At 44.9% G+C, this 13,625-nt stretch carries 13 protein-coding genes; 7 read left to right on the top strand and 6 right to left on the bottom strand.

Going from position 1 to position 13,625, the window contains the following annotated elements:
- From BIZ39_RS00145 to BIZ39_RS00135, 3 genes are all read left to right on the top strand, one after another.
- Positions 1 to 693 carry an electron transport complex subunit E gene (locus BIZ39_RS00145; RefSeq protein WP_187446086.1) on the top strand — a complete coding sequence of 231 codons (693 nt, stop codon included), beginning with the start codon at positions 1 to 3 and terminating at the stop codon, positions 691 to 693.
- A 34-nt stretch (positions 694 to 727) separates the two neighbouring features.
- On the top strand, positions 728 to 1,450 hold the full coding sequence (gene nth, locus BIZ39_RS00140; RefSeq protein ID WP_187446085.1) for an endonuclease III domain-containing protein: 723 nt from the start codon (positions 728 to 730) through the stop codon (positions 1,448 to 1,450).
- A 196-nt stretch (positions 1,451 to 1,646) separates the two neighbouring features.
- A complete protein-coding gene (locus BIZ39_RS00135; RefSeq protein ID WP_014948778.1) occupies positions 1,647 to 3,065 on the top strand; it encodes a M20/M25/M40 family metallo-hydrolase in 1,419 nt (472 codons plus the stop codon).
- A 195-nt stretch (positions 3,066 to 3,260) separates the two neighbouring features.
- Here the strand turns inward: BIZ39_RS00135 and BIZ39_RS00130 are convergent, their stop codons facing one another.
- Positions 3,261 to 3,440, bottom strand: coding sequence for a hypothetical protein (locus tag BIZ39_RS00130; protein WP_039233139.1), 180 nt, complete (start codon positions 3,438 to 3,440; stop codon positions 3,261 to 3,263).
- 168 nt (positions 3,441 to 3,608) lie between these two features.
- Positions 3,609 to 3,821: a cold-shock protein gene (locus BIZ39_RS00125; RefSeq protein ID WP_014948776.1), complete on the bottom strand. Its 213-nt coding sequence runs from the start codon at positions 3,819 to 3,821 to the stop codon at positions 3,609 to 3,611.
- A 572-nt stretch (positions 3,822 to 4,393) separates the two neighbouring features.
- On the opposite strand from BIZ39_RS00125, the gene gloA reads away from it, so the two are divergent.
- On the top strand, positions 4,394 to 4,789 hold the full coding sequence (gloA, locus tag BIZ39_RS00120) for a lactoylglutathione lyase (protein WP_222936401.1): 396 nt from the start codon (positions 4,394 to 4,396) through the stop codon (positions 4,787 to 4,789).
- A 132-nt stretch (positions 4,790 to 4,921) separates the two neighbouring features.
- Complete coding sequence (gene glpQ, locus BIZ39_RS00115; RefSeq protein ID WP_187446083.1) at positions 4,922 to 6,118, top strand: glycerophosphodiester phosphodiesterase; 1,197 nt, start codon at positions 4,922 to 4,924, stop codon at positions 6,116 to 6,118.
- A 37-nt stretch (positions 6,119 to 6,155) separates the two neighbouring features.
- Here glpQ and BIZ39_RS00110 read toward each other — a convergent pair whose 3' ends face one another.
- Positions 6,156 to 7,028 carry a flagellar protein MotY gene (locus tag BIZ39_RS00110; protein WP_014975986.1) on the bottom strand — a complete coding sequence of 291 codons (873 nt, stop codon included), beginning with the start codon at positions 7,026 to 7,028 and terminating at the stop codon, positions 6,156 to 6,158.
- Between the two features lie 341 nt (positions 7,029 to 7,369).
- Here BIZ39_RS00110 and rnt point away from each other — a divergent pair, with 341 nt between their 5' ends.
- On the top strand, positions 7,370 to 8,005 hold the full coding sequence (gene rnt, locus BIZ39_RS00105) for a ribonuclease T (protein WP_014948771.1): 636 nt from the start codon (positions 7,370 to 7,372) through the stop codon (positions 8,003 to 8,005).
- A 74-nt stretch (positions 8,006 to 8,079) separates the two neighbouring features.
- On the opposite strand, the gene BIZ39_RS00100 is transcribed toward rnt, so the two are convergent.
- Positions 8,080 to 8,685: a peroxiredoxin gene (locus tag BIZ39_RS00100; protein WP_014948770.1), complete on the bottom strand. Its 606-nt coding sequence runs from the start codon at positions 8,683 to 8,685 to the stop codon at positions 8,080 to 8,082.
- 275 nt (positions 8,686 to 8,960) lie between these two features.
- Between BIZ39_RS00100 and BIZ39_RS00095 the strand changes: the two genes are divergently transcribed.
- Entirely contained in the window at positions 8,961 to 9,155 is a 195-nt protein-coding gene (locus BIZ39_RS00095; protein WP_014948769.1) for a bacterioferritin-associated ferredoxin, read from the top strand.
- A gap of 261 nt (positions 9,156 to 9,416) precedes the next feature.
- On the opposite strand, the gene BIZ39_RS00090 is transcribed toward BIZ39_RS00095, so the two are convergent.
- Together BIZ39_RS00090 and BIZ39_RS00085 are read right to left on the bottom strand one after the other, a co-directional pair.
- A complete protein-coding gene (locus tag BIZ39_RS00090) occupies positions 9,417 to 12,350 on the bottom strand; it encodes a TonB-dependent receptor (RefSeq protein WP_187446131.1) in 2,934 nt (977 codons plus the stop codon).
- Positions 12,351 to 12,569: 219 nt separating this feature from the next.
- The gene (locus tag BIZ39_RS00085) at positions 12,570 to 13,625 is read right to left on the bottom strand and encodes a FecR family protein (protein ID WP_187446082.1); all 1,056 of its coding nucleotides are present in this window, start codon (positions 13,623 to 13,625) and stop codon (positions 12,570 to 12,572) included.

Here is a 13,625-nt window from a genome sequence, read left to right as displayed (position 1 = left end):
GTGACTGATTTTCGCGACCTGTCTTTACAAGGGCTTTGGAAGAACAATCCTGCGCTGGTACAACTGTTAGGTTTGTGCCCGCTATTGGCCGTTACCGCGACGTTTATCAATGGTCTCGGGTTAGGCCTTGCTACCATGTTGGTACTCATTGGCAGTAACGTTACCGTTTCACTCGTTCGTAATGTGGTAAGAAACGAAATCCGCATTCCCGTTTTTGTTATGATCATTGCTGCGTTCGTTACCATTGTTCAGCTATTAATGAATGCATACACCTATGACCTTTACTTAGCGCTAGGTATTTTCATTCCGCTGATTGTAACTAACTGCGCCATCATAGGCCGCGCAGAGGCCTTTGCGTCGAAAAACGGGCCGCTCGCCTCTGCCTACGACGGACTCATGATGGGACTGGGTTTTACCGCAGTGCTGGTCATTTTAGGTGGTATGCGCGAGATATTGGGTGCAGGTACATTGCTAGCAGGGGCAGACAGACTGTTTGGCTCAATTGCTGAGAACTGGACCATAACGCTTTTCAACACTGAAAATCCGTTTTTGCTTGCGATACTGCCGCCTGGTGCCTTTTTAGGTATGGGTCTTCTCATTGCTATCAAAAACAGTATTGATGCAAAGTTAGCCGCTAAGCAAACATCGCCTGCAGTGAAGGCTGAACGGGTACGCGTTACAGCTGAAAGCTAAACGCTAAAAATCAAAAACAAAAAAGTATTTAGAAATGAATGATGTAGCTAAGCCGGCCAAGCCGCTTTCTAAGCAGGAAAAAGTAAAAGAAATCATGCGAATACTGGATGACCTTTATCCGGAAATTCCTATCTTTTTAGATCATAAAGACCCATATACGTTACTCATTGCGGTTCTGCTATCGGCGCAATGTACAGACGAGCGCGTTAACCAAATTACGCCAAAGCTCTTTGCTCGGGCAGATAATCCGTACGACATGGTATTGATGAGTATTGAAGAAATTCAAGACATTATCCGTCCTTGTGGTTTATCTCCCATGAAGTCCAAAGGCATTTGGCATTTGTCTGACATGATCATCAAGCAGCACAACGGTGAAGTGCCTGCAAACTTTGAAGCGCTAGAAGCCATGCCCGCAGTGGGTCACAAGACTGCCGCTGTGGTTATGTCTCAAGGCTTTGGCATTCCTGCTTTTCCCGTAGATACTCATATCCACCGATTAATGTATCGCTGGGGTTTGTCGAACGGGAAGAGTGTTGAGCAGACAGAGCGTGACGCAAAACGCTTGTTCCCAAAAGAAAGGTGGAACGATTTGCATCTGCAAATCATCCTATATGGCAGAGAATACTGCCCTGCCCGCGGTTTCGACTTAAACAAGTGTGTTATCACACGTGAGTTCGGCAGAAAGAGTTTTATTAACGAAGTGCTGAAAGAACAAGAGAAGAAGCAAAAATTGGCGCTTAAGAAGAAGCGTAAATAGAAACTTTCAGAGAGGAGCCTTAGGCTCCTTTTTTATTCTCCATTTATTTTCTCTTAAAAGAAATTTTGCGACTAACACACGACTTACGCTTGTGGTTTGCCTCGAAAGGGACTACCAAATTGGCTATGATGGATGGGTTAGAGTTTTGCTCGCGCAAATAAAAAAAGAAATATAAAAATAAATCCATGGAGAACACATGTCTCGATTGAATACTATCGCTAGAAGGCTAGCGTTTGGTGCATTAGTAAGTGCATGCAGTTTTGGTGTTTTTGCAGAAACTTCCCCCATTACTGACGAGCAAAAGAAAAATGCGGAAGCATTAATTCAAAAAGCCCTGAAAAGTGATTTAGGCTATAGCATCGTTGAATCACTAACCACTGAGATTGGCCCTCGCCTGGGCGGCTCTGAAGCAGAAAAACGAGCTAGAGATTGGGGCGTGGTGGTAGGAGAGCGTCTAGGTTTTGATAAAGTCAGCATAGAAGAATTCACTATGCCATTTTGGGATAGAGGCCACCTACACATTTCACTCACGGCGCCTTATGCCCAACCGCTTTACGGCACAGCCCTTGGCGGCGCAGCGCCTTCTGAAAGCGAGATCAATGCAGACATCGTTTATTTCAGAGATATTCACGCGCTAACCGCAGTTAAAGATGGTGCCCTTAAAGGCAAAATTGCATTTGTAGACGGCGACGCCATGGTAAAAAGCCAAACAGGTGCAGGCTATGGTCAAGCGAACCAACGTCGCCGAATTGGTTGGCAACATGCTCAACGCGGCGGCGCTGAAGCGCTGGTCGTGCGCTCAGTAGGATCTGACTCTCATCGTTTTCCTCACTCAGGCATGATGAGCTCAGACGGCGATAATTGGGCAGATATCCCCGTAGTCGCTATCTCAAACCCTGACGCAGACCATTTACGACGTTTACATAACTTAGGTAAACCGCTGTCATTGTCGCTTCACTCTGAATCGAAATGGAAAGGCGAAGTAAACAGCGGCAACGTAATACTGGATTTAGTGGGCAGTGAGAAGCCCGAAGAAATTATCCTTATTGGCGGCCACCTAGACAGCTGGGATTTAGGAACGGGTGCAGTTGATGACGGCGCAGGCGTTGCTATTACCACGGCAGCGGCTGCGTTGATTGCTTCTTTACCAGAGCGCCCAAAACGCACCATTCGTGTGGTCATGTTTGGCGCTGAGGAAGTGGGCTTATTAGGTGCCTTTGCTTACGCTAAACAACACGAAAAGAACCTTGAAAATCACGTTCTGGCCACAGAGTCTGACTTTGGTGCGCAAACTATCTGGCAAGTAGTGTCAAATGTGAATCCCGAAGCGACTGTGCTAGTCGATGAAATCGCGAAGATTTTATCACCGCTAGGTATAGTGCGTGGCGGTTCAGACATTGCTGGCGGCGGCCCTGACATTATTCCGCTAGCAGCGAAAGGCGTACCAACGATTAGGTTAAATCAAAACGGTAGAGATTACTTTGATCTTCACCATACGCCAGATGATACCTTAGATAAAATTGACCCCGATGAGCTTGCGCAAAACATTGCAGCCTACGCAGCAAGTATATACTTGTTAGCCGATTCGGACGTTGACTTAAAAGCTAAACAGTAGTTACACGTTAGTAATCATCAAACATTGGTCAGTGCATCTCGTGCTGGCCAATGCTTACCAGTGCTCTGCTTACCCTCGCCTCTGCTAATACCCATTCTGCATTCCCACGCTCCGCTAGCAAACTTGCCAGCGCCTTCTGAGTAGGCAATGATCTATGTGGATTGGTAAATATACCTCGTCCGAAATACTCAAGCTTTATTGCGCTTGAATAAGCTGGGCAACAAATCGCTTCGCCTCTTGCCTTGATGGCAGCTCTACATGCCGATACGTATTCGCATGTTTAAAAGCAACGGTTGTTTTATTTATGGAGATATTTGAGATTAACGCACCTGACATGGCGCTATTAAAGGTAGAGATAGAATCTTGAAATTGCATAGTAAATACTTCTTTATTAATGTTGTTTGTTTTGAATTCCTCGCAGGTTGGGTAAAGAAATCGAAAAACGATAATTAGGCTCTAGCGTGAACATAGCGTTTCAGAAAGAGCCCACTTTTTTGAGGTCACTTCAGAAAAGAGAAATGACCTTAGATAAGCATAGAGGTCTTATCGAACTACTACGTTAGCAGCTTGAGGACCTTTTTGGCCTTGTTCAACTTCGAAGCTAACTTCTTGGCCTTCTTTCAACGTTTTGAAACCGTCAGAAGCAATTGAACGGAAGTGTACGAATACGTCTTTGCCGCCAGCTTCAGGAGTGATGAAACCAAAACCTTTTTCTTCGTTGAACCACTTAACTGTACCGTTTACAGAATTAGACATAATAAAAACCTTTTAAAAAATTGATGTGATGGTGGAAAACCACCGAATAGCTATAGACATCTCCAAGCTAGTAAAGCAGTTGTATATCTATATAAAACTTCAATTTGAAGGATTTAAAAAAGAGGTACAGCGCAGTATTAGGTAAAGCAAATAACATATCTAGAGCGATGCGAAAGGTACAGGTAATTGCGAGCAATGTCCACTAGTTTTCAGTTTATTTTTTAACCAAAACACAACTTTTTTACAAATTTTTTTGGCGAAGCTGAATACGTATGGTTGTTCAAGGCACTTGAAAGGGAACAGCCATTCCTGCATTCCCACGCTTCGCTAGGAAACTTGCCAGCGCCTTCTGAGTGGGTGATTATCTATGCGGATTGGTATAGTACGTTTAACGAGAATTGTAAAACTGTCTTAAAGCGTTAACATTTCCTGATTAACATAAAAGCGTGTTGTTTGCGTTTACTCAAATAAAGTACTCATCGTATTTATGTGTACAAAAAGTTACGGCCAACACGCAATCACAGTGCAGTGTGCCATCGAGTAATTCCGATGGCTCAAAAAAGGAATCTCTTATGCGAATGCTTCACACCATGCTTCGAGTTGAAAACTTAGAGGCCTCTCTTCACTTTTATACCTCACTCATGGGCATGCGCCTTCTTCGCCAGTCTGAAAACAAAGAGTATGAATACACGCTAGCTTTCGTGGGATATGGCGATGAAACCGAGAGTACCGTCATAGAACTTACCTACAACTGGGGCGACAACACCTACGATAAGGGTAACGCATATGGTCATATTGCGATTGAGGTAGATGATATCTATCAGTTTTGTGAAAACTTAGAAACAAACGGCGCTGATGTATATCGTAAACCGGGGCCAGTAAAAGGCGGCTCCACAGTTATTGCTTTTGTTCGCGACCCCGATGGGTATGCAATAGAACTCATACAAAATAAATCCATTTCGCTATGAAATGGCTCAAAAACAAGAACTGAAGATGCAGCCAGCGTAGTCAAAGCGATTTGAACGCTTAAATCGCCAAACTATCAACTTAAAAACGTGCGGCTCTGGAAAAACGATAAAAACCACATGGAGTGATACTACATGCTACGTAACCGCTTATTATTTTCGCAAAATGATAAAAACAAAAGCCAAGCTAGAACAGCGATAAGTCGGAAGCCTCGAGCAGCGCACAATATCGGCTTGCGCAGTCAGCCAAAAGCAAAACTGGCCGCTATTCTGCCAGCGTTGGTTGTCGCTTTTACCGGTACAGTTGCTGCTGGCAGTACGTTTTCGGCCATGGCTGCAAATAACGAGAATGGACAAATACACGCTGACACAAAAGAAAATGTTGAAACGCACTTTACCGTGATAGCCCATCGCGGCGCGTCGGGCTATTTACCTGAGCATACCCTTGAAGCAGCTACCCTCGCCTTTTCTCTGGGCCCCGATTTTATTGAGCAAGATGTTGTTATCACCAAAGACGACATACCCGTTGTGCTACACGACATCCACTTAGAAACGGTCACCAATGTAGAAGATGTGTTTCCTGCACGCCACCGCGATGACGGCCGCTATTACGCGCGTGATTTTACTCTTGAAGAACTGCGACAACTGCGGGTACACGAGCGCGCTAACAGTGACGGGAAGCAAGTTTTTAAAGATAGGTACCGCGGCACACATGCTAATTTTAAAGTTGCCACGTTAAATGAACACTTTGAGCTAATCAGCGAGCTAAATCGCCAATTTGGAACGTCTGTCGGGGTTTATCCTGAAGTAAAGTCCCCTGCCTTTCACATTAAAGAAGGCGTTGATGCCAGTAAAATCGTTGTAGATGCTTTGAATGCTTACGGGTTTGGTGGAGAGAGCGGTAATAGCTACCTGCAATGCTTCGATTTTAACGAAGTTAAGCGCGTTCGTGAAACCCTGGGCTATAAAGGCAAAGTTGTGATGCTGATTGGCGAAAACGACTGGGGCGAAAGCGACACAGATTATAACTGGCTGCGCACTCAGGAAGGCATGCAGCAGGTTGCGTTGTATGCCGATGGCATAGGCCCTTGGTTAGGCCATTTACTCGATAATGAAGCGATGACTCAAGGAAAAATAGAAGCCGCGGCATGGATTGCCTACGCCCACGAAAATAACCTGACAATCCACCCCTACACCTACCGACATGATGCACTACCAGCAGGTATGAGTTCAGAACAAGTCTTGGAAGTTTTAGACAAGGTGGTAGGTGCTGACGGTGTTTTCACCGATCATTTAGTACCGGTATTAAGGTGGCGAGAAAAATTAAACTAACGCATTTTAAAGCGAGTGTAGGCGCGATAATTAGCGCCTAGGATTTTGAAAGTCGCACCACCACGCGTCTGTTTTGGGCGCGGCTTTCTCGCGTATCGTTTGGCGCAATATGGCGTTTCTCACCGTGGCCTGTCAACTGAATTCGATCTTCAGGTACACCTAGCGTAGTCAAATAGCTTTTTACTTCGTTAGCACGTCGAATAGACAACTGCTCATTATTATAGCGACCGCCGTAGCTATCGGTGTAACCATCAAGAAGCACAAGCTCAAGCTCGCTGTCTTCTTTTAAGTATTCACCTATCATGGTTAAGCGCTTCTGCGAATATTTGGTTAGCTCTGTACTGTTGTTTTGATACGACAATACCGTGTAGGCAATGTCATCAAAACCGAAGGGCAATAAGTTCGATACACACTTCACAAATTCACGATACACACCAGAGAAGTTGCTAGCGTTTAATGCCACACTCACTTGGTCGTATTTGTTATACCAATCTTGGTAATAGATTGTGGGCCAAAAGCCTTTTTCTAATTCAGACAACATAGTCCAAGCCGCATCCTGCGGAAGGTCGCCATTGTACTGTTTACGAATAGACATGTCGGCAATGGTTTTAGGCGCAACGCCGGGCATCCATTTAGGTGGTACAGAATAAACAGCAGCCATATCAAATTTGCTTGGCAGCAAATACATGTCCAGTTCAAATTCCATATTAAGCTGCTTCGACGCTGAGCTCGTGAACATGGCTTCGCCATAACCGGGTAGTTCGTGGTTCAAGGTACACTGAAGTCGCGTGTCTTTGTCTATTCGCCAGTTGGAGCTTTCTATGGTTGCAGAATATTGCCGCATGGCAGCGTGGGAAGACAATGACCCCAGCATCCCCAATAAAGCGATGTATTTTAATTTCGACACCATTTCGACACCATAACGAAAATCAGACTAACACAGGTAAAAGACAACACTACGTGCACAAATTACCGAACATAATGAATCAAATTAGCTCACACAAAAAGAAGAAATGTGCCTAATGATTTTTTCACGCTTAATTTGATTATCGTCCAAATTGTAGAAAAGTTTAGCGTTTAATACCATTCGCGTTTTGTACTTTTGCTAGCCCCCTGATTTAACAGTTTATAAATTGCAACTGGCAACTCGAGAGTATCCTTGCGATAATTCTTTTACGCAATATGCTTCGCAGGTTGGTACGCATTTTAGTCACCAACCAATTAACGCAATCGAGTCTTACAAGAGTGTTTATGTCTGCCAACCCGCCCCTTCTCTCCCAGCGCTTTCGAGGTTACTTTCCCGTTGTTATCGACGTTGAAACAGCCGGATTTAATGCAGGCACTGACGCTCTGTTAGAATTAGCCGCGGTAACGGTGAAAATGGATGAAAACGGTATACTTCATCCTGATCAAACTTTTCATTATCACATTGACCCCTTTGAGGGCGCTAACCTAGAGCCAGCAGCCTTAGAATTTAATGGCATCGATCCTAATTGTGCATTGCGAGGGGCTATTGAAGAAAGCGAAGCCATGAAGGACTTATGTAAAGGCATCCGCAAGGCGCAAAAAAATGCAGACTGCCAACGTTCAGTTATTGTTGCTCACAATGCAACGTTCGATCAGAGTTTCGTCAATGCCGCGATAGAACGCTGCAATATAAAACGCACGCCGTTCCATCCGTTTGTTTCATTTGACACCACCAGCCTTGCTGGATTGGCCTTAGGCCAAACTGTTTTGGTAAAAGCATGCCGTGCAGCGGGGATCGCATTTGACCAAAGTGAAGCGCACAGTGCGCTGTATGACGCCCAAAAGACCACCGAGCTATTTTGCTATATGGTAAATCGCTATAAAGCGCTAGGCGGATGGCCTGTAGAAAATAAAGAGTAGTTTTATTCAAACTGATATAAACAAAAACAGCGCCAAAAGGCGCTGTTTTTTTTATAATCTTTAAACAGTTTAGCTTATAGCTTGTCTGCTTCTTCAGATAGGTACTTAGCGACACCTTCAGGCGACGCATCCATACCAGCTTTACCTTCAGTCCAACCCGCTGGGCAAACTTCACCATGCTCTTGGTGGAATGCTAGTGCATCAACCATGCGTAGCATTTCATCAACGTTACGGCCAAGTGGAAGGTCATTGATTACCTGATGACGTACCATACCTTCTTCGTCGATTAGGAATGAACCACGGAACGCAACGCCATCTTCTGGGTGCTCAACATCGTATGCCTGGCAGATGTCGTGCTTAACGTCAGCAACAAGGGTGTACTTAACCGGACCAATACCACCTTGATTTACCGGAGTGTTTCTCCACGCATTGTGTGAGAACTGAGAGTCGATTGAAACACCGATCACTTCAACACCACGCTTTTTGAACTCGTCGAAACGCTTGTCAAAGGCGATAAGCTCTGACGGGCAAACAAACGTAAAATCTAGTGGGTAGAAGAATACAACAGCTTTCTTGCCCTTGATTGCTTCACTTAGTGTGAAAGTGTCAACAATTTCACCACTACCAAGTACCGCTGCTGCAGTAAAGTCAGGTGCTGGACGGCCAACTAATACACTCATGAGTCTCTCCATTTATATTTGGATTGTAATAATAGAAGTGATTACGTTGCGTAACCACTTTGATAAGAAATTTCCTTCAAAGAAAATAGGTACGAATATGCAAATAACAATATTAAACAACGAGTTTTTTTACTGATCATACCAATAACCGCTTAACATCCACCCACACTGTTCAGTCTTTCTTCAATTACCTTGTATTAAATTTGTCATTATCCACTTGCCAAAGCAAAGAATAACAATTATTATCATTTACAGATTCATTTGGAGTACGTTTAATGTTTGTTTGCATGTGCTATGGGGTAACTGATAAAAGCATTCGCGCAGCGGTTGAAGAAAACGGTGTGGGAAATATGCGAGAGTTACGTCAACATTTAGAGCTTGGCTCACAATGCGGTAAGTGCATCAACATGGCGCAACAGATCATTGACCAAACTATCGTCGATGAGTCCCTATTCAAAGACGTTGGCTAGGCAATTAGCCAACCCGCGTATTCTTAACACGCAACGTCATCGCTCTTAGCATCCTTGGCTAGACTTAAAACACCATATTTATTATCACGATTATTTCTTTAAGTGGCCTAAGTCATATCCTAGTTTAAATACCTAAGTAATATTCACATCGTCACCTAAAACGATCGGTTGTTGTCCTTTCAAACTCAGAGCTAGGCTCATTTTCTTACTTTCACTGAGTGCAGCGTGCTATTTAACTACGTAGCTTTGCTGAAACACGCCCTAGTTAAAGGTGTACTCAATGCCTGCATAATAGAAAGCCCCATTGATACCGCTAGGCGATGTAGGTGGGTAGAGTGCGCCAACTTCACCTTGAAAAGGATTTTTATTAGGCAGCGAATCAAACAGATTTTGGGCGCCGAGGGTAACTTGTGTTTGAGGCAGTACTTTCCATGCAACTTGGGCATCGAATGTGGTTAACGCATTGCCGTATATGTCCATGCCTGCGGACGCATCAAGATGGTCTTCATAAAACTCATCGTAATAGTTAAGCCGCCAAGTAAATGCCCAATTTCCTTTCGATTGCTCCAGCGTGATACTGCCTCGATGAGCAGGCAAGTTATCTTCCAGCATACGAATTCTTGCCTGTGTTAGATTAGGTAGAAGCCGTATTTCGTCCCTCACTTGCGCAGGATAAAGTGTAACCCGCTCTACTTGTGTGTCTGTCCAGTTGAAGGCAAGAAGTAAAGAATTTGACCAATCAGCTAGCGCAAAATTGTAGTTAACAACTAAATCAACACCCTGAGTTTTTGTGTCAAAGTCATTTGTAAAATACTTTGCAGCATTATATTTCGCCGCATCTGGACGCCCTTGGGCAATAAGCGCACTAATGTCGTCGTCGGTTAACGGGATTGCAGATGTCGTACTAATGCGATCAGAAAGGCGAATATTGAAATAGTCGAGCGTCGCAAAAAAGTTCTCGCTTGCCTGCATAACAAGCCCGAGGCTAAAGTTCACCGATTCTTCAGGCGTAAGCGGAGTTGCGCCTAGTTGCAGTGAGATAAGATCAGTTGGAGGCAGCGTTGCTTGGTCTTCCAAACCGTTAACACCGTAGGCGGTAGTTACGTTGATAACATTACTCTGCCCCACTGTTGGCGCCTTAAAACCGGTGTTTACAGATCCGCGTAATGCAAAAATATCATTTAATTTATAGCGAGTACTCAATTTGCCATCAAATGTCGAGCCGAAATCACTGAAATGCTCTACACGTGTGGCCACGCCAAACTGCCATGCTTCGGTAACATAAAATTCCAAATCAGCGTACACAGCCCAATTGCTTCTGCTCCAGTGCCCGGCACTTTGAGGCTGATACCCCGGAAAACCGTTGGAACCGATGGAAAAGCCTTGGTTCAACCCAAGTGGCGGCTCTAGAGCGAAAGGGCCTGCAATATATGACGCTTCGTCGCCGGACTTTTGAAAATAGGTTTCTTTACGCCATTCTAAGCCCACGGCAATGCTAACCGGATCGTCGAAAATAGTTTGAATGAGTTTGTTAAAATCTAAGTTAAGCGTTCGCTCTACTTGCGACACACCACCGGGCGAAAACGACGTTGGCGTTTGTGGCCCTAACGATGGATTAACTGTATTTGAGATGGTGTACTCAATGTCACTGTAGCCCAATGTCGCACTGGCATCCATCGCCCAGCCATTAGGTAACTCATGTTTAACGCCCATCGCAACAGAAGCGTCCGTTATCGTCCCCCCAAATTTTGGTGTGAAACCGCCAGGGAACCACTCGTTGAAAGCAAAACAGTTGGCACCAAGCGCCGTTGTGTTATCTGCAATAAGTTGATACGTGGGGTCCAGCAATACGCTATTACTAGACAAGGTTATAGAAGGGCAAGCAATTCCACTTTCCAGCCCGTCGAGATCGGCTACAATCAGACGACTTTCCCCAGTATTTGGGTCGGTACGGCTGAACACCCCTTCTCGGGTTTGCGGATTTCGAAAGTAAAAACCACCGTTTATTTCTCTTCTTGCTGCAGTGGCAAAGCTGTAAAATTGTGATTTAGACGAAATGTCTGCGCCTGCATTTAGCGCAAGTTTAATATCTTCGTTAACATCAAGCGCTCCCCATACTTGGGACGGTGACGCGATGAACACATTCCCTTGGTCAATCAAGTTCTGCGCATCAATCCGCTGTACAGAGCGCGACGTGCCATTTTGCTGACGATACTCTGCCGTTGCATTTAAAAAGCCGTTTTCTCCAATAGCAAAGCCTTTATTCAACTGCACTTGAAACAGTTCGCCGTCGCCTTCACTGTATCCGCCAACTTTCAGCGCAACATGCCCTCCTTCACGAGCATCCTTAAGTACGAAGTTAATCACGCCTGCAATGGCGTCTGAGCCGTACTGGGCTGCTGCACCATCTCGCAATACTTCGACTTGCTTTAGCGCATAGGCAGGAATAACCGATATATCAGGCCCTTGTGCACCGTCAGATAAACCTCCGCCTAAAAACGTGATTACCGCAGAGCGATGGCGTCGCTTTCCGTTAAGCAGCAAAAGCGTGTGATCCGAGGACATGCCTCTAAGGTTCGCCGGCCTTACCAGGCTACTGGCATCGTTGATGGGCTGATCGTTTACGTTTAACGAAGGAACCATCACGCTTAACATAGAAAGTACGTCTGAATTTCCCTGTGAGTTGAGGGTTTCAGAACCAATCACATCCAAAGGAACTGGTGAGTCAACAGCACTTCGAGGCGAGTTACGAGTACCGACGACCGCAATTTTTTCAAGTCCATTGCCTCCCTCGTCTGTTTTCTTTTCGGTATCTTGTGGCTGTGTTTCCTTCGCCACTAACGATGAACGAGAACGAATACTTACCGCACCGCTTTCATCAGTTACTACCGCCAATTCTGTTCCTTCAAGAAGCTGTGCCAGCGCTTCATTCAGTGTGAACGTACCTTCCAATGCGTTTGTTTTCACTTTTTTTGCTAAATCAAAAGGAAAAAGCAATGTGGTATTTGCCTGTTTAGCTAGTTCGGTTAGCGCTTCATTAGCATTTTGTGCGGGTATTGAAAAGCTGTAAGCACCCAATTTTGGTTCGGTTTGGTCGGGTGATTGCGAAGGGCTGTCTGTTTGTGCATGAAGCGTTGGCGCTGGTGCTATGAAAAGAAAAAAGCCGGACGCTATGTGAAGTGCCGAGAGGGACAAGATACGGGAGAATTTGCGCATTCTTTTTTGCGAAAGGCATTGGGCCGAACACGCTAGGGCATGCAGCTTTTCTATTGCCTTTTTGGTTTGCCTGCTTATCGCAAAATTGCTGTATTGCAAGATATAAAATCGATGTGCTTATTATTTTAATTATATTGTCACATTAAAGAAATTGATGCCAACTACGAATAGTAGAAAGCACCTATCTTTCAGAAATATTTAACTTTTCGCTAGCTTAAGCTCAATACTTGTTTCTGTGACTTTCTCGTAGTTGATGTTAAAGCTGCTCTTAAGTGCAGACAACAAACCGTCTATATCGCCTACCTTAAAGTATCCCGCTACACGTCGCTTGCGCAGACTTTCGTCCGAAATGTTAAAGCGAACGGGTGTATAGCGGCCAATCTCAGCTAATACGGCCTCTAGCGGTTCACCTTTAAATACAATCATACCTTGTTGCCACGCTAAATCGTCATCAATGTCATTTTGAGACATGCTTTCACGGGCTTCCACTTTACCTTGTACAGTGGCTTTTTCACCCGCGAACATAAGAAGCCCTTCTTCAGCAACAGGACGTTTAGTGAAGAGCGATTCATTTGAGGATGAAGCCTTAAAGCGGTCTTTCACCAATACCTTTCCGTCGGTAACCACTAACTCAAACGCATTATCATCCACATATTGCATATTAAAAGCAGTTCCGACAGCGGTAACGGTGTTGTTGCCTGCGGTCACAGAGAACGGGCGAGACGTGTCGTGAGCCACTTCAAAGTGTGCCTCCCCTTTCAATAAAACGATATTGCGCGCCGTTGATGAGAAGTCTACGGTAACTACCGAGTTTGTATTTAGATGAAGTTTAGAGCCATCAGCTAGCGTCACGTTTTTCTGTTCGCCAACACCCGTTTGCACTTTCTGCATTACCGCTGCGAATTCAGGGGTGCTATTTAGCCACGTGCGCTGAACCACTACCCCAACAGCAATTGCCATCACTAAAAATGTGGCCGCAATGCCCCAAACCGCTGTTTTAGGCATATTGCGTTTTTTCGACGACTGACGTGAGGTAGGCTGCGGGAATAAACCGCTCAATTCATTTAATACCGACATGTCGTCCCACAAGCTAGCGGTGTCAAGCAAAGCTTGACGATGCGCATTACTTTCCGACAACCAAGCATCTAGCTCCGTCTTTTCGTCACTGTTTAAGCCGCGATCGAGACGGCTTATCCATAAGCATGCTTGCTCTTGGATATCTTCTTTGCTTGAAAACTGGCGAATATTATTCAT

The sequence above is a fragment of the Alteromonas sp. BZK5 genome, assembly GCF_014349115.1.
GTDB lineage: Bacteria > Pseudomonadota > Gammaproteobacteria > Enterobacterales > Alteromonadaceae > Alteromonas > Alteromonas macleodii.
Note: the sequence above shows the minus strand (reverse complement) of the source record. Positions and strands in the feature narration are given on the sequence as shown.

Coding starts and splice junctions, on each gene's coding strand:
- nth (WP_187446085.1), top strand. CDS start 728: ATGAATGATGTAGCTAAGCCGGCCAAGCCGCTTTCTAAGCAGGAAAAA.
- BIZ39_RS00135 (WP_014948778.1), top strand. CDS start 1,647: ATGTCTCGATTGAATACTATCGCTAGAAGGCTAGCGTTTGGTGCATTA.
- BIZ39_RS00130 (WP_039233139.1), bottom strand. CDS start 3,440: ATGCAATTTCAAGATTCTATCTCTACCTTTAATAGCGCCATGTCAGGT.
- BIZ39_RS00125 (WP_014948776.1), bottom strand. CDS start 3,821: ATGTCTAATTCTGTAAACGGTACAGTTAAGTGGTTCAACGAAGAAAAA.
- gloA (WP_222936401.1), top strand. CDS start 4,394: ATGCGAATGCTTCACACCATGCTTCGAGTTGAAAACTTAGAGGCCTCT.
- glpQ (WP_187446083.1), top strand. CDS start 4,922: ATGCTACGTAACCGCTTATTATTTTCGCAAAATGATAAAAACAAAAGC.
- BIZ39_RS00110 (WP_014975986.1), bottom strand. CDS start 7,028: ATGGTGTCGAAATTAAAATACATCGCTTTATTGGGGATGCTGGGGTCA.
- rnt (WP_014948771.1), top strand. CDS start 7,370: ATGTCTGCCAACCCGCCCCTTCTCTCCCAGCGCTTTCGAGGTTACTTT.
- BIZ39_RS00100 (WP_014948770.1), bottom strand. CDS start 8,685: ATGAGTGTATTAGTTGGCCGTCCAGCACCTGACTTTACTGCAGCAGCG.
- BIZ39_RS00095 (WP_014948769.1), top strand. CDS start 8,961: ATGTTTGTTTGCATGTGCTATGGGGTAACTGATAAAAGCATTCGCGCA.
- BIZ39_RS00085 (WP_187446082.1), bottom strand. CDS start 13,625: ATGAATAATATTCGCCAGTTTTCAAGCAAAGAAGATATCCAAGAGCAA.